At 40.1% G+C, this 25794-nt stretch carries 24 protein-coding genes; 17 read left to right on the top strand and 7 right to left on the bottom strand.

Annotated features, from left to right (window positions below; translation table 11 throughout):
* Positions 1–57 precede the first annotated feature (57 nt).
* The 3 genes from QL995_RS07490 to QL995_RS07480 all read left to right on the top strand — a co-directional run bounded on the left by QL995_RS07490 (position 58) and on the right by QL995_RS07480 (position 3586).
* Positions 58–843 carry a hypothetical protein gene (locus tag QL995_RS07490; protein WP_007585117.1) on the top strand — a complete coding sequence of 262 codons (786 nt, stop codon included), beginning with the start codon at positions 58–60 and terminating at the stop codon, positions 841–843.
* A gap of 100 nt (positions 844–943) precedes the next feature.
* Positions 944–2326 carry an amidohydrolase gene (locus QL995_RS07485; RefSeq protein ID WP_290293863.1) on the top strand — a complete coding sequence of 461 codons (1383 nt, stop codon included), beginning with the start codon at positions 944–946 and terminating at the stop codon, positions 2324–2326.
* 12 nt (positions 2327–2338) lie between these two features.
* A complete protein-coding gene (locus tag QL995_RS07480; protein ID WP_024590331.1) occupies positions 2339–3586 on the top strand; it encodes an amidohydrolase family protein in 1248 nt (415 codons plus the stop codon).
* Positions 3587–3956: 370 nt separating this feature from the next.
* Here the strand turns inward: QL995_RS07480 and QL995_RS07475 are convergent, their stop codons facing one another.
* Positions 3957–6179, bottom strand: a complete 2223-nt coding sequence (locus QL995_RS07475) for an NADP-dependent isocitrate dehydrogenase (protein ID WP_007585113.1) — start codon at positions 6177–6179, stop codon at positions 3957–3959.
* Between the two features lie 525 nt (positions 6180–6704).
* Entirely contained in the window at positions 6705–6923 is a 219-nt protein-coding gene (gene cspD / locus QL995_RS07470; RefSeq protein ID WP_002962500.1) for a cold shock domain-containing protein CspD, read from the bottom strand.
* A gap of 209 nt (positions 6924–7132) precedes the next feature.
* Here cspD and clpS point away from each other — a divergent pair, with 209 nt between their 5' ends.
* The gene (gene clpS / locus QL995_RS07465) at positions 7133–7441 is read left to right on the top strand and encodes an ATP-dependent Clp protease adapter ClpS (protein WP_007585109.1); all 309 of its coding nucleotides are present in this window, start codon (positions 7133–7135) and stop codon (positions 7439–7441) included.
* Between the two features lie 94 nt (positions 7442–7535).
* Positions 7536–9797, top strand: coding sequence for an ATP-dependent Clp protease ATP-binding subunit ClpA (gene clpA / locus QL995_RS07460; RefSeq protein ID WP_290293862.1), 2262 nt, complete (start codon positions 7536–7538; stop codon positions 9795–9797).
* A gap of 213 nt (positions 9798–10010) precedes the next feature.
* Here clpA and infA read toward each other — a convergent pair whose 3' ends face one another.
* From infA to trxB, 4 genes are all read right to left on the bottom strand, one after another.
* Positions 10011–10229 carry a translation initiation factor IF-1 gene (gene infA / locus QL995_RS07455; RefSeq protein WP_002962494.1) on the bottom strand — a complete coding sequence of 73 codons (219 nt, stop codon included), beginning with the start codon at positions 10227–10229 and terminating at the stop codon, positions 10011–10013.
* 90 nt (positions 10230–10319) lie between these two features.
* A complete protein-coding gene (locus QL995_RS07450) occupies positions 10320–11024 on the bottom strand; it encodes an arginyltransferase (RefSeq protein ID WP_010552618.1) in 705 nt (234 codons plus the stop codon).
* Positions 11017–11733: a leucyl/phenylalanyl-tRNA--protein transferase gene (gene aat, locus QL995_RS07445; protein ID WP_024594164.1), complete on the bottom strand. Its 717-nt coding sequence runs from the start codon at positions 11731–11733 to the stop codon at positions 11017–11019. Before aat ends, QL995_RS07450 begins: the two co-directional genes overlap by 8 nt.
* Positions 11734–11830: 97 nt before the next feature.
* On the bottom strand, positions 11831–12781 hold the full coding sequence (gene trxB / locus QL995_RS07440; protein WP_008168643.1) for a thioredoxin-disulfide reductase: 951 nt from the start codon (positions 12779–12781) through the stop codon (positions 11831–11833).
* Between the two features lie 298 nt (positions 12782–13079).
* Here trxB and pssA point away from each other — a divergent pair, with 298 nt between their 5' ends.
* Positions 13080–14405, top strand: a complete 1326-nt coding sequence (pssA, locus tag QL995_RS07435; RefSeq protein ID WP_024590327.1) for a CDP-diacylglycerol--serine O-phosphatidyltransferase — start codon at positions 13080–13082, stop codon at positions 14403–14405.
* A 131-nt stretch (positions 14406–14536) separates the two neighbouring features.
* Here pssA and ald read toward each other — a convergent pair whose 3' ends face one another.
* Complete coding sequence (gene ald, locus QL995_RS07430) at positions 14537–15658, bottom strand: alanine dehydrogenase (protein WP_010552621.1); 1122 nt, start codon at positions 15656–15658, stop codon at positions 14537–14539.
* A 142-nt stretch (positions 15659–15800) separates the two neighbouring features.
* On the opposite strand from ald, the gene lrp reads away from it, so the two are divergent.
* From lrp to QL995_RS07375, 11 genes are all read left to right on the top strand, one after another.
* Entirely contained in the window at positions 15801–16280 is a 480-nt protein-coding gene (lrp, locus tag QL995_RS07425) for a leucine-responsive transcriptional regulator Lrp (RefSeq protein WP_007582985.1), read from the top strand.
* Positions 16281–16453: 173 nt separating this feature from the next.
* Positions 16454–18949: a DNA translocase FtsK 4TM domain-containing protein gene (locus QL995_RS07420; protein WP_290293860.1), complete on the top strand. Its 2496-nt coding sequence runs from the start codon at positions 16454–16456 to the stop codon at positions 18947–18949.
* Positions 18949–19575, top strand: a complete 627-nt coding sequence (gene lolA / locus QL995_RS07415) for an outer membrane lipoprotein chaperone LolA (protein WP_290293858.1) — start codon at positions 18949–18951, stop codon at positions 19573–19575. The genes QL995_RS07420 and lolA overlap by 1 nt, the downstream gene beginning before the upstream one ends.
* Positions 19568–20911, top strand: a complete 1344-nt coding sequence (locus QL995_RS07410; protein WP_290293857.1) for a replication-associated recombination protein A — start codon at positions 19568–19570, stop codon at positions 20909–20911. Before lolA ends, QL995_RS07410 begins: the two co-directional genes overlap by 8 nt.
* On the top strand, positions 20904–21284 hold the full coding sequence (crcB, locus tag QL995_RS07405) for a fluoride efflux transporter CrcB (RefSeq protein WP_138584440.1): 381 nt from the start codon (positions 20904–20906) through the stop codon (positions 21282–21284). The genes QL995_RS07410 and crcB overlap by 8 nt, the downstream gene beginning before the upstream one ends.
* Before the next feature lie 9 nt (positions 21285–21293).
* Entirely contained in the window at positions 21294–22598 is a 1305-nt protein-coding gene (serS, locus tag QL995_RS07400; protein ID WP_002962971.1) for a serine--tRNA ligase, read from the top strand.
* Between the two features lie 362 nt (positions 22599–22960).
* Positions 22961–23419 (top strand): hypothetical protein, encoded by a 459-nt coding sequence (locus QL995_RS07395; RefSeq protein WP_290293856.1) that lies wholly within the window; start codon positions 22961–22963, stop codon positions 23417–23419.
* A gap of 85 nt (positions 23420–23504) precedes the next feature.
* Positions 23505–23768, top strand: a complete 264-nt coding sequence (locus QL995_RS07390; protein WP_010552829.1) for a hypothetical protein — start codon at positions 23505–23507, stop codon at positions 23766–23768.
* 117 nt (positions 23769–23885) lie between these two features.
* Positions 23886–24296 carry a hypothetical protein gene (locus QL995_RS07385; RefSeq protein ID WP_290293855.1) on the top strand — a complete coding sequence of 137 codons (411 nt, stop codon included), beginning with the start codon at positions 23886–23888 and terminating at the stop codon, positions 24294–24296.
* Between the two features lie 109 nt (positions 24297–24405).
* Entirely contained in the window at positions 24406–24831 is a 426-nt protein-coding gene (locus tag QL995_RS07380) for a hypothetical protein (RefSeq protein ID WP_290293854.1), read from the top strand.
* Between the two features lie 135 nt (positions 24832–24966).
* Entirely contained in the window at positions 24967–25395 is a 429-nt protein-coding gene (locus QL995_RS07375; RefSeq protein ID WP_290293852.1) for a hypothetical protein, read from the top strand.
* Positions 25396–25794: the final 399 nt, after the last annotated feature.

The following is a 25794-nucleotide window of genomic DNA, read 5'->3' as shown; positions in this document are numbered from 1 at the left end:
TTTTTTCAGGCTGTTATTATCGCCCCCATAATTTAGTCGTGTTTTTTAGGAGCAACGGTGAGCAAAACGTTAGCCAGTTATTATCAGCAAGCATACGCTTGCGATCAGCAGCATTTTAACCAGTGTTTTTATTGTGGCTGTGAAGCGACAGAGCGCGACCATTGTCCGCCGCTGCATATGCTACAAAGCATTGTTGATTTAGGTGAAGAGGCTGATTTTATATCTATTCCTGCGTGTTATGAGTGCCATGCGCTTTTACATAACGAAAGGCTGATGACGATTGATGAGCGCTTTACTAAAATGAAAAAAAAGCTTGCCACTAAATATGCAAAACCACTGCGTGTTTATAACATGTGGGAAGAAAACGAACTTGGCGACATGAGCGATGAGTTTGCCCATAGTATTCAAGCGGGTATGAAATTAGGAAAAGAAGCCGCTGAGCGTTTAGCGTTTACTGGTTTTAGCTATGCCACAGAAGATGCCAAAGTAGCAGTACGTGAAAAAACAAAAGAGTTTGATGTAGAAGGCATGATATTTACCGACTTTAAAGAGGCGCTAAATTACTGCATTAATGATTTAAACGTACAAAAAAGTGACTTTTATAAAATTTTGGTTGAAGACTACCAAGGTGATTTTAATAAAGCATTGAGCCAGTATCGTCACCGTCATGACAAAGTAACTGCAGCTAAAGACGGTAATACAATTATTAAAGATTTTTCAAAACTACATAAGCAAAACTCTGATTTTGTAACGCGTACGGTTAAGCACTTTATTAGTAAAGATCCATCGCTTACAACCGAAGGTGCGCTTGAAAAGTTGTATAACAATTATATAAAGAAATAATTACAGATATTCATCTTAATTAACTGCGTTTTCACCTGTTTTTTTGGCTTTATTCCTTAGCTTTCGCTAAAGTAGCAAAAAAACAGGAGATCCAAACAACATGCAAAAATTTGCACCTTCTTTATTAGCAGTTGGCTTAGCTGCTGCACTTGTAGGTTGCCAAGAAAACGGCCCGCAAGACGATAAAATAACAATCAACAAAAATCCTTACCCAAGCACTTATCAGCCCGTTTCTACATCAAGCACACTTATTACAAATGCAACAGTACTTACAGGTACTGGTGAGCGTTTAGATGAGGCTGATGTATTACTTGTTGGCGGCAAAGTACAACAAGTTGGTAAAGACTTAACTGCTACTGCTGATATTACAATTGATGCACAAGGCAAATGGGTAACACCGGGTATTATTGACGTACATTCACATTTAGGTGCATACCCAAGCCCTTCGGTTGAGTCGCATCAAGATGGTAACGAAATGACCAGCCCTAACACTGCAGAAGTGTGGGTTGAGCATTCTGTTTGGCCACAAGATCCAGGCTTTAATCGTGCACGCGAAGGCGGCATTACTTCTCTACAAATTTTACCAGGCTCAGCTAACTTATTTGGTGGACGCGGCGTTACGCTTAAAAACGTCCCTGCACACACTATGCAAGGTATGAAATTTCCAGAGGCGCCGTATGGTTTAAAAATGGCGTGTGGTGAAAACCCTAAACGTGTTTATGGTCGTCAAGGTGTATTGCCTTCAACTCGTATGGGTAATATGGCTGGTTATCGTATGGCGTGGGCTGAAGCCGCTGAATACAAACGTGCATGGGATAAGTACGATGCCGATTATGAAGCAGGTTTAAACCCAGAAGCACCAGTACGTGATATTAAACACGATACGCTTCGTGGTGTGCTTGAGGGCGAAGTACGTATTCATAATCATTGTTATAAAGCTGAAGAAATGGCAATGATGATTGACCTGTCAAAAGAATTCAATTACGACGCGGGTACATTCCATCACGGTGTAGAAGCATATAAAATTGCTGACCTACTTGCTGAGAATGGCTCGTGTGCTGCACTTTGGCCAGACTGGTGGGGTTTTAAAATGGAAGCCTACGACATGGTTCAAGAAAACGTAGCTATTGTTGATGCGGTTAAAAATTCATGTGCAGTTGTTCACTCAGATTCAGATACTACTATTCAGCGCTTAAACCAAGAAGCTGGCAAGGTTATGTACCGTGCTAACGAAAACGGTTTTGATATTTCTGAGCAACACGCTATTAAATGGATCACGGCTAACGCTGCTAAATCGCTAGGTATTGATGACAAAACAGGTTCACTAGAAGCAGGTAAGCAGGGCGATGTTGTTATTTGGAATCAAAGCCCATTTAGTGTTTATGCTAAAGCTGAACAAGTGTTTGTTGATGGTGCAAAAGTTTACGATAGAAACGACAGCGCGTATCAAGCAACAAGTGATTTTATGTTAGGTCAACAATAAGGAGCACCCAGAATGAAAAATTTATCACGTTCGTTTTCGCTTTCTCTGGTTGCTGCAGGATTATTAGCATCTGGTGCTGTAAGCGCACAATCGCTAGCAATTATTAATGCAACATTGCATACGTCATCTGATCAAGGTGTATTAGAAGCAGCAAGTATTGTAATGACAGATGGTAAAATCACAGCGATTAACCCAACTGAAATTAAAGTAGATCAAATTATTGATGCAAAGGGCCAAATTGTAACCCCTGGCTTTATTGCAAGTATTAATCAACTTGGTTTAGTTGAAGTAAGTGCAGTTGCAGGCTCTCGCGATGCAGGCGAGGAAAAAGCCAGTATTGATTTTGACGTAAGTCTTGCTTACAACGCGCATTCGAGCTTAATTCCTTACGCTCGTAAAGGCGGTGTAACACGCGATGTCATTACCCCTCATGGCGGCGATAGCATTTTTTCAGGCCTTGCGAGTGTTGTTGATTTAAGTGGTAGTTTTGACAGCGACATGCAAAAACAAGCGGCTTTAATTGTTTACTTAGGTGAGCGCAGTAAAGGCTCTCGTGCTTTTACTTTGCAAACACTGATTAATAAACTTGATGAGCACAAAACGAAAGCCGGTAAAAAAGCTAAAAAAGATGACGACAAGCCAAGTACTGAAGACAAAGTAATGGCAAAAGTACTCAGTGGCGAAATGCCATTAGTGGTTGGCGTATCACGTGCGGCGGATATTATTGAGCTTATTAAAGTAAAAGAGCAATTTGGTATTAACTTAGTACTTAACGGCGCACAAGACGCTGTTGTAGTTAAAGAGCGCGTTGCTAAAGCAAATATCCCAGTGATTATTAGTGCAATGGACAGCTTACCAGCAAGTTTTGATTCGCTTCATGCGAGTTTAGATAATGCAGGTGTGCTAGAAAAAGCAGGCGTTAAAGTATTATTAACGGTAGGTGGTGATGCAAGTCACAACATTTATCAGCTGCGTTTTGATGCTGGTAATGCAGTATCGTATGGTATGAGCCAAGAAGGTGCGTTAAAAGCGGTTACATCAAACGTTGCTGATGTATTTGGCATTAATGCAGGTAGTCTTGAAGTAGGTAAAGCTGCTGATGTAGTAATGTGGAGTAATGACCCGTTTGAACTAAGCAGCCACGTGAACAAAATGTTTATTAATGGGGTTGAGGTTTCTACACAATCTCGTCAAGATAAACTGCGTGACCGTTATACGACTGATTCAAAAATGCCACGTGCATATACCAACCCGCAATAATACTTAATCAATTTGAGGGATTAAATCTGACGCTAACTGCGTTAAAAATTTCTGATATAGAGCAACTAAATCACGAAATTTTTGCCTTGTTATCGACAAGATTTTCTTGCCTCAAAATTGATCACTTAATTAAGCGAATTGGTATGATACAAAGTAATCAGAGTTTAAATAACTTAAATAACTTAAATAACTTAAATAACTTAAATAACTTAAATAACTTAAATAACTTAAATAACTTAAATAACTTAAATAACTTAAATAGTTTTGGTTAATCAAAAAAGGTCGCTATCTAATGATAACGACCTTTTTTATTGGCGAAAAAAAGCCGCTTACTTTTACAAGTAAGCGGCTTTTAAATTTAAACCAATATTTATACTAATTTAGCAAGAATATCGTTAAATGTAGTGCTTGGACGCATCGCTTTAAAGGCTGCATCATCGTTAGGCTGGAAGTAACCGCCTAAATCAACTGCAGGGCCTTGCGCATCGTTAAGTTCACTTACGATTTGTTCTTTATTAGACTCAAGGTCGCTAGCAATTTGAGTAAACTGTGCTTTAAGTTCACTGTCATCATTTTGCTTAGCAAGTTCTTGTGCCCAGAATAAAGATAGGAAGAAATGAGAACCACGGTTATCAATTTCTTTCACTTTACGTGAAGGAGACTTGTTTTCTGCTAAGAAAGTACCAGTCGCTTTATCTAGTGTATCAGCAAGAACTTGTGCCTTGTTGTTACCCGTAGTTACGCTTAGGTGCTCAAGCGATGCAGCAAGTGCTAAAAATTCACCTAAAGAATCCCAACGTAAGTGGTTTTCTTTTTCGAATTGTTGAACATGCTTAGGTGCAGAACCACCCGCGCCAGTTTCAAATAATCCACCACCGTTCATAAGTGGAACAATTGAAAGCATTTTAGCGCTCGTACCTAGCTCTAAAATTGGGAATAAATCTGTAAGGTAATCACGTAAAACGTTACCTGTTACAGAAATAGTGTCTTTACCTTCTTTAATTCGCGCTAGTGAAAACAATGTTGCTTCAAGCGGTGCTAAAATTTGAATATCTAGGCCAGCTGTATCGTGATCTGGTAGGTATTTATTTACTTTTTTGATTAGCTCTGCATCATGTGCACGGTTTTCGTCTAACCAGAAAATAGCTGGAACGCCTGTTGCGCGTGCACGATTTACTGCAAGCTTAACCCAATCTTGGATTGGTGCGTCTTTAACCTGACACATGCGCCAAATATCGCCTTGCTCAACACTGTGCTCAAGTAATGTATTACCATTTGCATCAACAACACGGATAGAACCGTCAGCTTTAGCTTCAAACGTTTTATCGTGTGAACCGTATTCTTCAGCTTTTTGAGCCATAAGGCCAACGTTAGGTACGCTACCCATAGTTGTTGGATCAAACGCGCCATTTACTTTACAAAAATCAATAGTTGCTTGGTAAATACCCGAGTAACAACGATCTGGAATTACAAAGCTAGTGTCTTGTAATTTACCATCGTTATTCCACATTTGACCGCTTGAACGGATTGCAGCAGGCATAGAAGCATCGATGATCACGTCACTTGGTACGTGTAGGTTTGTAATACCACGGTCAGAATCAACCATAGCAATAGCAGGGCGGCTAGCGTAAACAGCTTGAATGTCCGCTTCAATTTCTTCGCGCTTAGCATCGTCTAATGTTTGAATTTTAGAATATACATCGCCTAAACCATTATTTACATCAACACCTAGCTCTTCAAAAAGCTCACCGTGTTTAGCAAATACATCTTTGTAGAATACTTTTACAGCGTGACCAAAGATAATTGGATCAGATACTTTCATCATTGTCGCTTTCATGTGAAGCGAGAATAAAACACCTTTTTCTTTAGCAGCGTCAATTTCAGCAGCTAAGAAAGCTTGAAGCTTAGAAGCGCTGATGCTTGATGCATCAATAACTTCGCCAGCTAAAAGAGGCGTGCTTTGTTTAAGTACAGAAACGTCGCCGTTAGTTGCAACATGTTCAATACGTACATCAGTGGCTGTATCAACAGTTACTGACTTTTCTGAACCAAAGAAGTCGCCTTCGCTCATGCTTGCAACATAAGACTCTGAATCTTTGCTCCACGCACCCATTGAATGCGGGTTGTTACGTGCATATTCTTTTACAGAACCTGGTGCGCGACGATCAGAGTTACCTTCACGTAGTACTGGGTTTACTGCACTGCCTTTGATTTTGTCGTAAGCAGCTTGAATTGCTTTTTCTTCATCATTTTTAGGTTCAACAGGGTATTCTGGAAGAGCGTAACCTTTTGCTTGAAGCTCTTTAATTACAGCGCGAAGCTGTGGTACAGATGCACTGATGTTTGGTAATTTGATGATGTTTGCTTCTGGTGTTTTAGCAAGCTCGCCAAGTTCAGCAAGTGCATCACCAATGCGTTGTTCTTGTGTTAAATAATCAGGGAAGCTAGCAATTACACGACCTGCTAATGAGATATCGCGAGTTTCAACTTCAACACCGGCCGCATTTGTATATGCTTGGATGATCGGTAGCAACGAGTAAGTTGCTAGTGCCGGAGCTTCGTCCGTTTTTGTATAGATAATTTTTGATGTCATCATCATTCCTAGATAGTAGACCGAAAAGGTCTTATTCAACAATGCAAAGAAAATCATTACTAATGAGTGAGTACATATTATTAAACATGTTAATGAATACATACGCTCGTAATGAATAGTTTGTTAGGTGTTGGTACTCAGCGTTGCTCTTTTATAAAAGCAGAATAGTCACACCTGACGAACTGGAATTGTATTTATAGCTAAAAAATTAACAAAAATAAATCAGCCTTTAGCCTAGTACATATAAAAGAGGCGACAAGTTGGATTAGTTGCTGCGTTAATACGCAATTTTTAGCACCAAGAGTGTAACAAGCTTAAATAAAAAGGGCTAGAGGTTGAGCATGCCCAATAAGCAGTTAAACAATCAACTCTTAGAACATTGGGGTATATAAAATAAATTCAAGGAAAAGGGTTGAATTTGAATGAAAAGAGGCAATAAATGGGGGAGAAGAGATAAGTTAGTATGCTTAAGGAATTAAGCGAGGATCTTAAAAGGTCACTCGCTTTAGTCGAACAAAACAATAGTCACTCAATAATGTCACCATCTGGGGCTATATTTTTAGCGTGTAGACCTTTAGGTCCTTGTTCTAATTCGAATGTTACATCTTGACCAGCTTTAAGCGTTTTATAACCGTCCATTACAATTGTTGAGTAATGAGCGAAAATATCATTCTCGCAGCCGTCTTCTACGATGAAACCAAAACCTTTAGCGTTGTTGAACCATTTAACTTTACCGCAAGCCATACTTCTACATCCTTCAATAAGTTGACTAATTTAGTTATTCTAAATTGTATTATTTGCTAGACTGACTAAGGTTTAATCAATCTACGTTTGACTGTAGTTTATTTAGCCAACCAGTCAAGTGTTTTGAGTTATTTTTTTAACATTTTATTTATTTTTTATTCAAGTTTGCTTGAGTTACAAAGACAAGACTATATTTAATTATGAGTGGTATGAAAGATTCAGGTGTTATCGATACAGTTCGCGACAGCGAAAAGCAAAAGCTACAGCCGCCGCGAAAATATAAAGTTGTTTTAAATAACGACGACTACACGCCGATGGACTTTGTAATAGAAGTTTTAACGACGTTTTTTAATATGGATAGCGATAGAGCAACCGACGTGATGCTTCAGGTTCATGAAAAAGGTAAGGGTATATGTGGTGTTTACAGCGCCGACGTAGCCCACACCAAAGCTGAACAAGTTAACCGCTACGCGCGTGATAACGAGCATCCACTGCTTTGTAGTTGTGAGCAGGAATAAATACCAATTTAATACAATTGGTATAAATACCAATTAGGGTGATCAAACATCCGATTGTTGTGGTATAAATTATTATCTCAGTAAGGGGTTGCCAATGCTAAACAAAGACTTAGAACTCACATTAAATGCCGCGTTTCGTGAAGCGCGCACTCGCCGTCATGAGTTTATGACCGTAGAGCACCTTTTACTTGCGCTGTTAGATAATCCTTCTGCAGGAGAAGCCCTAAACGCGTGTGGTGTTAGTATTTCTGGTTTAAAAACCGAATTATTAGAATTTATTGACGAAACAACACCCGTCATTCCAGATTTAGAAGAAGAGCGTGAAACTCAGCCAACACTTGGCTTTCAACGTGTATTACAACGCGCTGTGTTCCATGTGCAATCGTCAGGTAAAAATGAAGTCACTGGCGTGAATGTGCTAGTTGCTATTTTTTCTGAGCAAGAAAGCCAAGCTGTATATTTACTTAAAAAGCATGATGTATCGCGTTTAGACATCGTTAACTTTATTTCGCATGGTATTTCTAAAGCAGATGATGAATTAGGCAACGACAGCGACGATATTCATGATGAAGTGCAAGAAGTTCAAAATGAAGAAGCAAGCAAGCTAGATAGCTTTACAACTAACTTAAACGTTCAAGCTCGTGAAGGTAACATTGATCCACTGATCGGACGCGACAGCGAAGTAGAGCGCACGGTACAAGTATTGTGTCGTCGTAAAAAGAATAACCCATTACTTGTTGGTGAAGCGGGCGTTGGTAAAACAGCCATTGCTGAAGGCTTAGCGTATCGCATTGTTAATAAGCAAGTACCAGAAGTAATTGCAGATGCTGTTGTGTACTCGCTAGATATGGGTGCATTGCTTGCGGGTACTAAATACCGTGGCGACTTTGAAAAGCGCTTTAAAAGCTTACTAAAAGAGCTGCAAGCTGAGCCAGGCTCTATTTTATTTATTGATGAAATACATACCATAATCGGTGCCGGCGCGGCGTCTGGTGGTGTTATGGACGCATCAAACTTGCTTAAACCACTCCTTTCAAGTGGTAAGCTACGTTGTATGGGTTCAACAACTTACAATGAGTATAAAAATATTTTTGAGAAAGACCGTGCATTAGTACGTCGCTTTCAAAAAATTGATGTACTTGAGCCAAGTGTTGCCGATACTACTAAAATATTAAACGGCTTAAAAGAGCGTTACGAAGAGCATCATGGCATTCGTTACACTCAAAAAGCACTAAAAGCAGCTGCAGAACTCAGTGCTAAATACATTAATGAGCGCCACTTGCCAGATAAAGCCATTGATGTAATTGATGAAGCCGGTGCAAGTCAGCGCCTGCAACCTAGCTCTAAACGTAAAAAAACCATTGGCGTGGCAGATATAGAACTAATTATATCTAAAATGGCACGTATCCCAGCGCAAAGCGTCTCGTCAACAGATAAAGAAACGCTTAAAAACTTAGACCGTAACCTTAAAATGCTCGTGTTTGGGCAAGATCAATCTATTGATGCGCTTACATCAGCTATTCGCTTATCTCGCTCTGGTTTATCGAGCGAAGAAAAACCAGTGGGTTCGTTCTTGTTTGCAGGGCCTACCGGTGTGGGTAAAACAGAAGTAACTAAGCAACTTGCTAAATGTATGGGTGTTGAGTTTATTCGTTTTGATATGTCGGAATATGTAGAACGCCATGCAATTAGTCGATTAATTGGTGCTCCACCAGGGTATGTTGGTTTTGAGCAAGGTGGCTTATTAACAGAAGCAGTTATTAAAAATCCACATGCTGTTGTACTACTAGATGAGATTGAAAAAGCGCATCCAGACATTTACAACATTTTGCTACAGGTTATGGATCACGGTACGTTGACCGATAATAACGGCCGTAAAGCTGACTTTAGAAATGTAGTGGTTGTAATGACTACCAATGCGGGCGTTCAAGAAACTACGCGTAAGTCGATTGGTTTTACAGAGCAAGATCATACGCACGATGCAATGGGTGCAATTAACAAAGTATTTTCACCAGAATTTAGAAACCGTTTAGATAACATCATTTGGTTTAATCACCTTGAACGTGAAGTTATTTTACTGGTGGTTGATAAGTTTATTGTGGAACTGCAAGCGCAGCTTGATAAAAAGTCAGTTAACCTTGAGCTTACGTCTAAAGCACGTGAGTGGTTGGCAGATAAAGGCTACGATAAAGCAATGGGTGCACGTCCAATGGCACGTGTTATTCAAGAAGAGCTTAAAAAGCAATTAGCTAACGAAATACTGTTTGGTGAACTTGTTGATGGCGGTACGGTTAAAGTATCGGTTAAAGATAAGAAGATTCGCTTTGATTACGAGAGTAATTTAACACCAGCGTAAAACGTTAATTAAATAATTTAGTTAAATAAAATGGTCCGCTACATAATAGCGGGCCATTTTTTTGCCCTTTTTATAGGCAACAAAAAACCCAGCAAAGACTGGGCTTTTTGTTTATTAAATGTAATTGCTAGTCAATGTCTATCAATTACATTTAATAAACGCTTAAAGCTAGTAAAACACTAGCCAAAAACTAAATCTCGTTTACGCACTTACTTAGCGAGCACGGAATACGATACGACCCTTTGATAAATCGTAAGGAGTCATTTCTACCGTTACTTTATCGCCGGTTAAAATACGGATATAGTTTTTGCGCATTTTGCCTGAAATATGAGCCACAACTACGTGACCATTTTCTAGCTCAACTCGGAACATTGTATTTGGTAAAGTATCAAGGACTGTCCCTTGCATTTCGATTACGTCTTCTTTCGCCATGTTTAGCGTAACACCTCTTTAATAGTTAAACGCTGCAGATTTTGCCCAAAATACTCCAATAAGTAAAGGCGCAGGGGCTATATTTGCAAATTAAATAGCCACCCACTCATCATTGAGCTGTTTTTGAGCAGGTAAAAACTGAGTTTTGTACTTCATTTTGTCGCATTCATCAATTTGATAGCCTAAGTACACGTATTGCTTATTTTGCTCTTTTGCAAACTTTAGCTGCTCTAATATCATCACAGAGCCTAAACTATAGTGTTCAAAGTCGGGATCAAAAAAGGTATAAATTGCAGAAATAGCGCTATTCATACAATCAGTTACGGCAACCGCGACTAAAGTATCTTGGTGCCACAGTTCAATAAATGTGATCTTGAGCCAACTACAAAGCAAAAAACTTTGAAACTGTTCTTTTTCAGGAGGATACATACTTCCATCCTGATGACGCATCGTTATGTACTTGCTATAAAGCGGATAGTACTCAGGTCGCTCTTGCGTTGAATATTTTACCTCAAACTGTGTTTTTGCTTTGTTTAGTTTACGTTTTTGCGATTTTGAGGGCATAAAGTCTTGTGCTAATACACGTACAGAACTACATGCGCTGCATATTGGGCAGTGCGGACGGTATATTTGGTTACCACTGCGACGAAACCCTAAGCCTAATAATGACTCAAATTTGTCGGTGCTGTAGCAACTGGGATCAAGAATAACTAAAAGTTGCTCTTGTCTGTTGGGTAAATAACTACAGTCAAACTCTTGGGTTAAACCAACACGTGCAGGAAGTTGCTCATTCATAGATTGCGTCAAGTTCTTGTGGCTCCCACATAATAGGGTTAACAGTATAGTTATGTGCAGCTTTTAGTTTAGTCAAAAATGTGGAACGGGGGATTACTTTTGCACCTAGGGTCATTAAATAAGGGTTTTCTAACTGGCAATCAATAAAATGTGCATTATGTCGTTTAAGCCAATTTACCAGTGCCCACATAGCAAGCTTAGAGCAATTGGTTTGATGATGAAACATCGACTCGCCACAAAATACACCATTTTGCATTATGCCGTATAAGCCACCTGCAAGCTCTCCGTTACTCCACACCTCTAAACTATGTGCAATGCCAGCATTGTGTGCATTAACGTAAGCGTCGAGCATGTCAGAGGTGATCCAGGTGCCATCGGTATCAAGGCGTTGATCGCGACAGGCTTCTATCACCTCTTCAAAGGCATTATTAATGGTTACTCTTACAGGGTGCTTTTTTAAATGTTTACGCAGGCTCTTACTTATATGAAAATCATTAAGCTCAAAAATGCCTCGCTCGCTGGGAGACCACCACATAATAGGCTCATCTTCACTAAACCAAGGGAATACTCCGCTTTTGTAGGCATTACTTAGGCGAGGTAAACTCAAATCTCCGCCAATTGCTAACAAGCCATCAGGGGATTCTAATGCGTATTCCGGATTGGGGAATGCTATATCGTTTTCGCTTAATTGGTATAGCTGATTTCTCATACAGTACTTATTTTATAATTGATCGTAAAAGTGTAACTATATTTTAGGCATAAAAAAAGGGCTGAATAATCAGCCCTATAATAATTTATTTAATTGCTTATAAATTATCTAAGAAACGCTCTGCATCAAGGGCAGCCATACAGCCTGTACCTGCTGATGTGATTGCTTGACGGTAAATGTGGTCTGACACATCACCTGCAGCAAAAACGCCTTCTACGCTTGTTTGAGTCGCGTTACCGTGAAGACCAGACTCTACAACTAAGTAGCCATCTTTCATTTCTAGTTGACCAACAAACATATCAGTATTTGGCTTGTGGCCAATAGCAATAAATACGCCAGCTAAATCTAGCTCTTCAGTTGCATCAGAGTGTGCATCTTTAATACGAACGCCGGTTACGCCCATTTGGTCGCCTAATACTTCGTCAAGCGTGCGGTTGTAATGCATTACAACGTTACCGTTTGCTGCTTTTTCAGCAAGGCGATCAGCAAGTATTTTTTCACTGCGGAAACTGTCACGACGATGAATAACATGTACTTCGTCAGCAATGTTAGATAAGTAAAGTGCTTCTTCAACCGCTGTATTACCACCACCAACAACCGCTACTTTTTGACCTTTATAGAAAAAACCGTCACACGTAGCACATGCCGAAACACCACGGCCTTGGAAATTAGTTTCAGACTCTAGGCCTAAGTATTTAGCAGAAGCACCCGTTGCAATGATTAATGCATCACATGTGTAAGTACCTTGGTCGCCAGTTAGTGTGAAAGGGCGCTTAGATACATCTACTTTATTGATGTGATCGAATATGATTTCAGTTTCAAAGCGCTCAGCGTGCTCTTTCATACGATCCATTAACGCAGGGCCTGTTAAACCGTGTGCATCACCAGGCCAGTTTTCAACTTCAGTTGTGGTTGTTAATTGGCCACCTTGTTGAATGCCTGTAATTAAAACAGGGTTTAAATTTGCACGTGCTGCATATACTGCGGCAGTATAACCAGCTGGGCCAGAGCCTAAAATTAGTAGCTTACAATGTTTTGCTTCAGTCATTATTTTTCCTAAACGTTTAATACGGTGTTCAATATGCTCATTAATGCGCTTGATTCTAAGAAAAACAAGGCAGATGTAAACAAAATCCGCGATTATTTTTTTTATCAAATCGAAAAGCTGTGCAGTATTGTGTACTAGAGCTCTGTGCTTTTACAGTTAAAATGCCTAAGTAGCTCAATAAATAGACTAACAGGCAACAAAACAGCGTTATTTCATGACCCCTTTGAATTTTTTTGTTATGTTTTACCTAATTTTATTTGTCACTGATAGATTATGTGACCTAAGCAAATAGGCAACTATGTTATTTTGGCAGGAAAAACCCGCATTCGGGTTGACTTCAAAAGACGTTAACGTCTTAACCAATGCGCAAGATTACCGAACGCAATTGCTACGCTTGATAGCGAACGCAAAAAAACGAATTTATATTACTGCGTTGTATTTACAAGATGACGAAGCAGGTCGCGAAATTTTAGAAGCGCTGCATCGTGTGTCATTGGCAAACCCCGCACTTGAGGTAAAAGTGCTGGTGGATTTTCATCGTGCGCAACGTGGATTAATTGGCGCTGATAAATCAGACGGTAACGCAAGTTTATATTGTGACGATTTAGAAAAGTTTAAATCGAACGTACAAGTTTATGGCGTACCTGTAAAAGCTAAAGAATTATTTGGCGTATTGCATTTAAAAGGTTTTGTAATTGACGACACCTTACTTTACAGCGGCGCAAGCTTAAATAACGTGTACTTGCAATACAACGAGCGCTACAGGCTCGATCGTTACTTTTTAATAACGCAGAGCGAACTGTGTGACTCAGTAGTTGATTTTATTGAAACAAAGCTACTTTCATCAGTGGCCGTGCCACGCATTGACACACGACCGCTTAAGCGTTTGCACGACTTTAAGCTTGATCAAAAGCAATTAATGCGTGATTTAAAAGTCGCAAGTTATAACGCAGCAGAGCAGCTAAATACACAAGCATTAGGTATTCGTTTGTTTTTAGGACTCGGGCGTCGTAATAACGAGTTAAATCGTTTAATAAAAGCGTTATTTGATACAACAGAGCAAGAACTTGTGTTGTATACGCCATACTTCAATTTTCCGGCACCGCTTATGCGATCACTGCGCCGATTATTAAAGCAAGGCAAGCAAGTGACTATTGTTGTAGGCGATAAAACAGCAAATGACTTTTATTTACCGCCAAGCGAGCCGTTTAGTAAAATAGGGGCATTACCTTATTTATACGAAACTATTTTGCATAAATTTGTAAAAACGCAAAAGCGTCATATCGATAACGGTAATTTAAATGTGTACCTGTGGAAAGATGAAAGTAATTCGTTTCATTTAAAAGGTATTTGTTCAGATAGAACAAAGCATTTACTGAGCGGGCATAACTTAAATCCGCGTGCATGGGGTCTTGATATCGAAAACGGTATTTTAATAGAAGATCCAGAGCAAACAATTATGGATGCTATTGATAACGAAAAGCAGGAAATTTTACAACACTGCCGACGTTTAACAGGCCCAGATGATTTAGAAACGATGGATGATTACCCGCAGCCAGTTAAAAAACTACTTGGCCAAGCTAAGCGCGTAAAAGTAGATTTTATAATTAAGCGTTTTATCTAAATAAGTTTATCTAAATAAGCTTATATAAATCTGAAATTTAAATACAAAAAAAGCAGCTAATTAGCTGCTTTTTTTATGATTGTAGTTAGGTAGCTACATACTTAATACCAACCTAACCACAAAACGCTAAATTATGCGTTTTCTACCGCTGTGCGTGGGTCAACATATTCCATGTTGAACGCTTCTGCTACTTCTTTGTAAGTTACTTGGCCTTTAATTACGTTTAAGCCTTTTAAGAAGTGAGCGTCATCTAGTAACGCCTTTTTATAACCTTTGTTTGCAAGGTTAATGATGAAAGGCAATGTTGCATTGTTAAGTGCGAACGTAGATGTGCGTGGAACAGCACCAGGCATGTTAGCAACACAGTAGTGAACAACTTCATCAACGATGAAAGTAGGATCAGCATGCGTTGTTGCTTTAGAAGTAGCAATACAGCCACCTTGGTCGATTGCAACGTCAACAATTGCAGAACCAGGTTTCATTGCTTTAATGTGCTCAGCAGTTACTAGTTTAGGTGCAGCTGCACCTGGGATTAGTACGCCACCAATTACTAAATCAGCTTCTAGTACGTGTTTTTCTAGTGCATCAGCAGTTGAGTAAATAGCTTTTACTTTATTACCAAATTGCGCGTCTAGTGCACGTAATACGTCGATGTTACGGTCAAGAACGACAACTTCAGCACCAAGGCCAACAGCCATTTGCGCTGCACTACGACCAACCATGCCGCCGCCAATGATAACAACTTTAGCCGCTTCAACGCCTGGTACGCCACCTAGTAGCATGCCACGACCGTGGTTAGATTTTTCTAGCGCTTGTGCACCAGCTTGAATAGACATACGACCAGCAACTTCGCTCATAGGAGCAAGAAGCGGTAAACCACCGCGAGAGTCAGTTACAGTTTCGTATGCAATACAAATAGCTTTGCTTTTTACAAGGTCTTCAGTTTGTGGAAGATCAGGTGCAAGGTGTAAGTAAGTGAAAAGAATTTGGTCTTCACGTAACATTGCACGTTCAACAGCTTGTGGCTCTTTTACTTTTACAATCATGTCAGCTTTAGCGAAAACGTCAGCAGCAGTTGCTAAAATCTCAGCACCCGCTAGCGTGTAATCTTCGTTAGTAAAACCAATACCCATGCCTGCATCAGTTTCTACAATCACTTGATGACCGTGGTTTACTAATTCACGAACACTCGCAGGAACCATACCTACACGGTATTCATGGTTTTTAATTTCTTTAGGAACACCAATAATCATATCATTTGCCTTATTAAGAACGGATTAACATTTTTCACTATTATATTCATCATAAGCCCGTGTGTCTCACCTTTTTTAAAGTCAAATCTAGTGTTATCATCTATATAACAAAAATAAACAGCATAAAAAACTAGTTGGCACTATGCATCAGTTATTAGATAGAATTGACCGTAAAATTTTAATGGAATTACAGCACGATGGACGCCTTTCAAATGTTGAACTGGCCAGACGAGTTGGCCTAAGCGCCACGCCCTGTCTGGAGCGAGTGAAAAAGCTAGAACGAGAAGGCTACATACTTGGCTATAAAGCAGTGGTCGATCCAGCTAAGCTTGGGCAAGGTTTATCGGTGTATGTAGAAGTAACAATTACTAAAACATCTCCCGACGTATTTGATGAGTTTAGTGCGGCCGTTAAAAAGCACGAAGAAATTATCGAATGTCATTTAGTATCGGGTAATTTTGATTTTTTACTTAAAACGCGCGTAAATGATATGTCAGAATACCGTGGTGTATTAGGTGACATATTATTAAAATTGCCTAACGTTAGTGAAAGCCGAACTTATGTAGTAATGGAAGAAGTAAAAGGTGAAGAAGGCGTAATTATTCGTCCTTATATTACTTAAGGTTATTTATATTAGCTGCGTCATTTGCTTATATAAGCTCAAATTATAAAAACTTGTTCATAATCAGGCCATCAAGGTTAAGATAAAGTGCAACAAATTGCATTTCCTGCTAAGGTATTTCACTGCTAAGTAAGTGTGAATAAAAATAGAATAATAAAGAGGAATAGGGAACTATGCGCCTAAACGGTGTGCAAAGACTATTAGAAACAGGGCTGATTATCAGCACCTTTACGGCAATATTTATTTTATGTGCCTTGATCAGCTTTGATCCAGCAGATGCTGCATGGTCGCAAACTAGTTTTAGCGAAGTAAGCAACATCACAGGAGCAGCCGGTGCATGGATAGCCGACATTTTATTACTCACCTTTGGTTGGTTGGCTTACTTAGTGCCAGCGGCCATTCAGCTATTTGGCTACTTGCTATTTAAACAACCTCACCGCATTTTACAGCTTGATTACACCACCTTAGCGCTGCGTGTTATTGGTTTTGCTTTATTTATTACCTCAGCTACCGCTATTAGCAGTATCAATTTTGACGATATTTATAATTTTTCCTCTGGTGGGGTAGTGGGCGATGTTATTGCATCAGCCATGATGCCTGCGTTTAACTTTACCGGCACCTCTATATTATTGCTGTGTTTCTTTTTTGCAGGGCTTACCTTATTAACGGGTGTATCGTGGGTTGATTTTGTAGATTACCTTGGCGATTTAATGGTTAGGTTTTATCGCTTTATAGTATCGTACGCAAAAGGTTGGATGCACCGAGAACACGCTGCGGGCAAAGCAAATAATCACGATGAAGTAGACGCCCATTTTGAAGACGATATAAAAGAGCAAATAGAGCTGCCTACATCAGCTAAAAAAGCAGATAAACAAAAAGCAATTAATAAACCGCAAACGCCATTTAGCGAGCCACAAATTAGTGACGATTTTATGCCGTTTGACGAGCTTGACGACATACTCGATCAAGAAATTGGCTTTAGCGCCATAGACGACGAACCAATGGACACGGCCGCTGCATTAAACGCGCTTGATCAAAGCCCAGTTGTAGAACCTGAAAAGCCAGTTACAACAGTGGTATCACCAGCAAGACCAATGCCTAAATCAAAAGCGCAATATCAACCACCGCCGACGGCAAAAGAGAAGTTTGAGCAATTATTGACGCAAGAACCACCACCGGGGCCATTACCGTCGCTCGATTTACTCGACAGACCGGATAAAGCTAAAAACCCTATTTCGCAAGAAGAGCTCGATACAGTATCGCGCCTAGTAGAGACAAAACTACTCGACTTTAACGTACAAGCTAAAGTTGTAGCGGTATACCCAGGCCCTGTTGTTACACGCTTTGAGCTAGATTTAGCGCCAGGTATTAAAGTGTCTAAAATTACGGGCTTGGCAAAAGATTTAGCCCGTTCGCTTTCGGCAATTAGTGTGCGTGTTGTAGAAGTTATACCGGGTAAAACATATGTTGGTATTGAGCTTCCTAATAAACACCGCGAAATAGTACGTTTGTCAGAAGTAATAAACGCACCTAAATTCGAGCAAAATCCATCGCCACTTACCATGGTGCTAGGTAAAGACATTGCCGGTCAGCCGGTATGTGCTGATTTAGGTAAAATGCCACACTTACTGGTGGCCGGTACAACTGGTTCAGGTAAATCAGTGGGCGTTAATGTCATGATAGTAAGCTTGTTGTACAAATCGGGTCCTGACGATGTACGTATGATTATGATTGACCCTAAAATGCTTGAGCTATCAGTATACGAAGGCATTCCGCATTTATTGTGTGAAGTAGTCACCGACATGAAAGAAGCCGCCAACGCACTGCGTTGGTGTGTGGGCGAAATGGAACGTCGTTATAAATTAATGTCAGCATTGGGTGTGCGTAACTTAAAAGGTTACAACCAAAAAGTGCTTGAAGCCAATGAAGCGGGTTACCCGATTCTTGATCCATTATTTAAAGACACCGATGGCATGAAAGAAGGCCCGGAAGAACTTGGTAAGTTACCAAGTATTGTTGTAGTAATTGACGAATTTGCCGACATGATGATGATTGTTGGTAAAAAAGTAGAAGAGCTGATTGCCCGCATAGCCCAAAAAGCACGTGCGGCAGGTATTCATTTAATACTAGCAACGCAGCGCCCTTCAGTAGATGTAATAACAGGTTTAATTAAAGCAAATATACCAACGCGTATGGCGTTTCAGGTGTCTAGCAAAATAGACTCGCGTACCATACTTGACCAGCAAGGCGCAGAAAACTTACTAGGTATGGGCGATATGCTTTATTTACCACCAGGCACTAGCGTACCAGAGCGTGTACATGGCGCGTTTGTAGACGACCATGAAGTACACGCCGTTGTAAACGATTGGAAAGCGCGTGCTAAGCCAAATTACGTTGATGAAATACTCAATGGTGATGCCAGTGAAGATATTTTATTGCCAGGTGAAGCAAGCGAAAATGCAGACGAAGAGAACGATCCGTTATACGACGAAGCCGTGTCGTTTGTAATTGAAACCGGCAAGGTATCGGTATCTTCAGTGCAACGTAAATTACGTGTTGGCTATAACCGCGCAGCACGTTTAGTAGAACAAATGGAAACATCGGGTATCGTGAGTTCACCAGGTCATAACGGCGCTCGCGATGTATTAGTACCTAATGGAGCAAATTAATGAAAAAATTTAACGCCTTATTATTAGTGTTAGGCAGCGTACTTGCCGCACCAAGCTTTGCTGACGACAGCCAAGCATTACAAGACAGACTTGCCACTTTAAAAAGCTTTAAAGCGCAGTTTGCACAAAAAGTAACAGACAAAGAAGGCCAAGCGGTTATGCAAGGCGAGGGCACAATAGCGCTTCAACAGCCTATGATGATTCGCTGGCAGCAAACAAACCCAGACGATACATTATTTGTATCAAACGGCGATAAAACCTATTACTTCGACAGCTTTGCTGAGCAAGTAACAATTATGAAAACCAGCAGCCTAATCGACTCAACACCATTTGTGCTACTTACATCAAAAGACCCAGCACAGTGGGAAAAATACAGCGTACTTGCAACAAATACAGGCTTTAGTGTAACGCCAAATAAAGGCGTAGAAAGCCAAGTAGAACAACTTGATATAACATTTGCAGATAACGAACAAGGCCTTGCTAAATTAGTAGTTACCGACAACTCAGGGCAGCTATCGTCATTTACCTTTAACAATGCACAAGTTAATACGCCGCTTGATAAAAGCACTTTTGAATTTACGCCTCCTGAAGGTGTTGAAATAGACGATCAGAGTAACGGTGAGTAATTTAGGTTTTAACTTTGGGCCCGATGTACGCCCACTTGCCGCGCGTATGCGCCCTACAACGCTTGATGAATACATTGGTCAGCAGCACTTATTAAGTGCCGATAAACCACTGCATCAAGCCATTGTAGCAGGGCGATGCCATAGTTTAATTTTATGGGGCCCGCCTGGTGTTGGTAAAACAACGCTTGCGCAAATAATTGCCAACCACGCTGATGCCTCACTTATTCAAATGTCAGCGGTAACCGCAGGCGTAAAAGATATACGCGATAGCGTAACGCAAGCGCGGGACAATCTACAAAGCCGTGGCCAACGCACCCTTATGTTTGTTGACGAGGTTCATCGCTTTAATAAATCCCAACAAGATGCCTTTTTACCGCACATAGAAGACGGCACCTTTATATTTGTAGGTGCAACCACCGAAAACCCATCGTTTGCCCTTAACAACGCTATATTGTCGCGTGCACGCGTGTATGTTTTAAAATCGCTTGCCGATACCGACTTATACACCGTAATAGAGCGCGCACTCAAACAAGACGAGCAGTTAAACCAAAAAAACATAGTTATTGCCGATAACGCTAAACAGGCACTTTGCCAAGCAAGTGGCGGCGATGCCCGCAAAGTACTTAATTTACTTGAACAGGCAGTTGATTTAACAACCGAGCAAGACGGTCAATACAACGTAGACGAGCACGTACTTAGCCAAGTGCTACCAACGCATTTAGCTAAATACGATAAAGGCGGCGATGAATTTTACGATTTAATATCAGCCTTTCATAAATCAGTACGTGGTAGCTCTCCCGATGGTGCGCTGTATTGGTATTGCCGAATTTTAGCCGGTGGTGGCGACCCTTTGTATGTAGCAAGGCGTTTACTTGCCATTGCAACAGAGGATATAGGTAACGCCGATCCGCGCGCGATGGAAGTGGCCTTAAATGCGTGGGATATATTTCAGCGAGTAGGCCCTGGCGAAGGCGAACGTGCAATTGCACAAGCCACATTGTACTTAGCCAGCGCACCCAAAAGTAATGCGGTGTATATGGCGTTTAATCAAGCCAAAGCAGATGCTCAAAACGAGCCAAGTTACCCCGTGCCAGAGCACCTGCGTAATGCGCCAACCAACTTAATGAAAGACTTAGGCTACGGCGCTGAGTACCGTTATGCGCATAACGAAGAAGGCGCATTTGCCGCAGGTGAAAAATATTTACCACCAGAAATGGACGGTAAAGAATATTACTTACCGAGCGAGCGCGGACTTGAGCAAAAAATTAAACAAAAACTCGATTACCTAAAAGAGCGCGATGCGCAAAGCCCACTTAAACGGTACGAAAATGATTAAACTTTATCTGATGATCGCCCTTGGCGGAGCCTCAGGTGCGTGTTTACGGTTTTTTATTAGCGAAAGCATGCTAAAACTCCTCGGTAGGGGATTCCCTTTTGGCACGTTGACGGTTAATATTCTGGGTTCATTGTTAATGGGCATTTTGTACGGTTTGATAGATAAAGAAATTATCACCGCAAGCCCCGCCAAAACCCTTATAGGAATTGGCTTTTTAGGTGCATTAACCACCTTTTCAACATTCTCAATGGACTCGTTGTTGTTATTACAACAAGGTCACTTTATTAAAATGGCCCTCAATATCATCTTAAACGTGATGGTGTGTATTTTCATGGCTTGGCTGGGCCTTCAGCTAGTAATGCAAAAAGGTTAAAAAACTAACATGTTAGATTCTAAATTTTTACGTCAAGACATCGAACAAACTGCAGCACGTTTAGCAGCGCGCGGTTACGAACTCGATGTCGCGACGGTAACGGCACTTGAAGAAAAACGTAAAACATTACAAGTAAAAACGCAAGAACTTCAAAGTCAACGTAATGCAAGCGCAAAAGCAATTGGTCAAGCCAAAGCAAAAGGCGAAGACGCGCAGCCACTTCTTGATGCAGTGGCTAACTTAGGCAGTGAGCTAGACGCCGCTAAAACTGAGCAAGATGAAGTATTAGCTGCGATTAACGACATTGCTTTAGCAATTCCAAACTTGCCAGACGAGTCGGTACCAGCGGGTAAAGACGAAGATGACAACGTTGAAATTTTAACGTGGGGCACACCTAAAAAATTCGATTTTGAAGTTAAAGATCACGTAGATGTAGGTCAAGACCTAAACGGCTTAGACTTTGAAATGGGCGTTAAAATTAGTGGCGCACGCTTTACCGTAATGCGCGGACAAGTAGCGCGTATGCACCGTGCTCTAACGCAATTTATGCTAGATACACACGCAGACAAAAACGGCTATACAGAAATGTATGTACCGTACTTAGTAAATAGCGCAAGCCTTTATGGCACAAGCCAATTACCTAAATTTGCGGGCGATTTGTTCCACACATTAGGCCTTGTAAACGACGATGGCGAACAACAAGCCGGCTTTAGCTTAATTCCTACAGCTGAAGTACCGCTTACAAACAGCGCACGCGACGAAATTTATGACGAAAGCGATTTACCAATTCGTTTAGTTGCCCACACGCCATGTTTTAGAAGTGAAGCAGGCAGCTATGGTCGCGATACACGTGGCTTAATTCGTCAGCACCAGTTTGATAAAGTTGAACTTGTACAGCTTGTAAAACCAGAAGACTCAATGGCAACGCTTGAAGAGTTAACAGGTCACGCAGAGCAAATACTACAAGCGCTTGAACTTCCGTACCGTAAAGTAATTTTATGTATGGGCGACATGGGCTTTGGCTCAGCTAAAACATACGATTTAGAAGTATGGTTACCTGCGCAAGACACATACCGTGAAATTTCGTCTTGTTCAAACATGGCTGACTTTCAGGCACGCAGAATGCAAGCACGTTTTCGCCGTGAAGGTGTTAAAAAGCCAGAGTTACTACATACACTAAATGGTTCAGGCTTAGCCGTTGGCCGTACACTAGTAGCCATACTAGAAAACTACCAACAAGCCGATGGCACAGTAGTAGTACCAGAAGTATTACGCCCATACATGGGTGGACTTGAAGTAATTGGTAAACAATAAAAATCAAGTTTAAGTTTAAGTTAAGCAAGCTTTAAGCTTGTAAATCTTAAGACGATAGCCGCTGTTTGCAATGAACAGCGGCTTTTTTGTTTAGGTTAAAGGCAAAAGCTTAGAGAAAAATTTAAGTTATCTTATTAATAACATCGCTTACACCTATTTTTATGGCTTATTACTTTTTTGTCCGATATTACTGATCTCTACCATTTTGGGGTATTTCTACATCAAGGAAACTTAAATATCGGCTAACTAGTTGTTTACAAGTCCTTATTAGCTGGTTAAATTAGAACCTTTGTAATATTTGGACATTTGTCGGTTTATAAAGCGACAAATGTCGGATACAAAGTTGTTAGCAAGCAGGGAATATGCGTCAAACTTTCGTAGTCTTAATTATTGTTTTTCTATCTTCGTGCTCTTCCTATAAAGAAGTGCCAAGTTTTGATGCTTATGCAATGGAAATAGCACCAGGAAAGTATGAAATTAAAACTAGCTATACATCTTCATATCGTGGAAATTTGCATGCTCCTTTCGATCTGCGTAAACATGTTAATAGCCATGATACTTATTTTTCCGTTCCAAAAATTGAAGGTGTAGTTTTTTTTAGTGAAATTGATATGTTCGAAAAAACTGAGATACTGGGAATTCTTTATCAGTCAGACCTCAAAGGAAAAATTGAGTTTAAAGGGAATAAAATGGTATTAATGCTTAAATTACCTAGATATGAAGGCTCTAGCTCTATTCCAACTAGGTGGGAACCGTACCGATTTAATGGTGAGTATTCATTACAAAAGCTTGCTAACAAGTCACTAAAGCAGGACAAATAACAGTTGGCTACTTGCTCCTTCGTCGCTTATTTTAGCCAACCATTATTTGCCTCTTAGTGAGGCGTTATATTGCAAAGGTAATTTAATGAATGATGGAATATTCGGTATTGCTGTTCTTGCCACAATTGCGACGATTTGCTCGCTTGTGTCTCATTTATTTATTAAAAAATTCGTTATAGCGGTCTTTGTTTCGGGGTTACTCAGTGCGTCAGTTTTTCACCTTGCAGCATATTTAAACCTTGGGCCGCTTGATCCTTTTTATTTATTCGCCGCATTTGCTTCATTTTTAATTAGCTGCGCAATATCAACGATAACTGGCTGCTTGATACTCAAAAGAACTAATAGCTAGGTTGTTTAAACATGCAATATAACAACCCAATCAACACACTCTCTACGTTCGCTGGGACGCATACACGCGCGGCTTCGCCATCATGCCCCACATGTCTGCGCCCGTTATTGGAAAGTTATGTGGCAGGTCAGAGTGTCAAAAATCACCGTTGAATATAGTATTGATAGAGTATCTAGCCCATTGAGTTTTTGGGTGCATAAAGCGCTAGATTCTGATGTTTCTTGGTCTGATTCTACAAAATATCTACCATCTTTAGCCCCACTTGTTTTAGGTAAAGGGTACCCGACTTTTGGACTAGAATATCGTGGGCATTTTCTTTATTTCTGTTCTAAAGAAGAAATTGTTCACTGTATAGATGTGTTATCTCATAAAGTATTACCATCTCCAAAACGCTTAACAGAAATTGCAGGCCATTCTGGTTATAAACATCTTCACTGGCTTACTAAGTGGCCAGGTGATATAAAAGCGTGGAAAGATCGGCAATTAATAATTAAGTCATTAAATAAGTTGCTTGTAAAAGCCACATAACAAGAAAATTAAGCGGGACTGCTAACAGTTGGCTAGGTTTCGCTCCGCTTCACATTTTAGCCAACTATTAATCAGCCCCTTATTTGGGCGTTATGTGCAAAGGATAACTGTGAGAATCATTCTAGTTTTACTTACCATATTCTTAAGTTCATGCACTATTACAAATGATGTAGAGTTTGCTTCATTTACCATAGGTGCAGATACTTTCGATTCATCAAATGGGACATTTGAACGCTCACTTTGTTTCGATGACAAAGATAAAATTAAAGTTTCAATATCCCTTAGAGATACTGATAAACGAAAGTTATTTGAGCTCGCCAAACTAGATGTGCTCGATGGTAATTCAGAGTCAGATGATCTAGAAAAACTATGTGTAAGCAGTTATCCGTATGAGGTTTCATATAGCGATAATAAAGGTAAAATAAGTACTTCTTGTTTTTCTCCGTTGCGTGATGATGAAGCAAGAGTTGCAAACTTCATTTACGCTCTTAAACAAGTTAAAGATTTACCAAAATCTAATTGCAGGTTTTATTAAAGTTTGCACATAACAAGCTGTTAAAGCAGGACAAAATTCAGTTGGCTGTTTTCGTCCCTCAACATTTTAGCCAACTAAATTTTGCCTCTTAACAGGGCGTTATACGAACCTCAAATTTGGCATTAATTAAATCTTATGCATCAATGGAATGAAATAAAATCACAATTTGAATGTGATGGAAGTTTAAGAGATATTTATATTTTTGGAGCTAATGTTTCCACTTGGAATAAGTTCTTATCAGAAATACAATTATCTGATTACCCCACCGAGTTTATGCATGGCGGGAATTTAATTGATCTACCATCAAACATCGAATCAATTAAACAATTACAAGAATCAGATCCAACAACATTATCTATCTTTGTTAATGAAATTAGGGTTAATTGCCACTTTTTCATTACTTCTGAAGTTGAAATGGATGTATGTCCTACGGAAATCAATTCAGATGTAGGCTTTAATTATCTTATCGAGTTCTTAAAATGGCTTTCAAACGTAGCTAATTCTAATGTAGTATTAACTCATGAGAATTCGCAAGGCGATGTAATACTTACGGTTTGTCGTTAATTCGTATAACAAGCTGTTCAAGCGGGACAAATAACAGTTGGCTAGTTTCGCTCCGCTACACATTTTAGCCAACTACAATTTGCCCCTTAACAGGGCGTTGAGGCTGTAGAATTACTCTTTTTAGGAACGTATCCAACTATTCTTGGTTGGTTGCTTTTTAACCTTGAATCCATCTGTTCGCTGTGATCTAATAGATATTATTCACCCACGGTAAACTGTTATGGCTAACTACAAGCCTGACTTATCCTGTCAAAATAAATTCATTCCTATCAATTTCGCTGAGCAAATTCTGCCTGGCACTTTTGAGTATGCCCTTTGTTATATTGTCGAAAATAAACTCGATTTATCGGGGTTTGACGCGTGGTACAACAATGACAAAACGGGCGCGGCGGCGTATCC

The organism is Pseudoalteromonas sp. APC 3358 (assembly GCF_030408075.1).
In the GTDB taxonomy this organism is placed as follows: Bacteria; Pseudomonadota; Gammaproteobacteria; order Enterobacterales; family Alteromonadaceae; genus Pseudoalteromonas; species Pseudoalteromonas arctica.
Note: the sequence above shows the minus strand (reverse complement) of the source record. Positions and strands in the feature narration are given on the sequence as shown.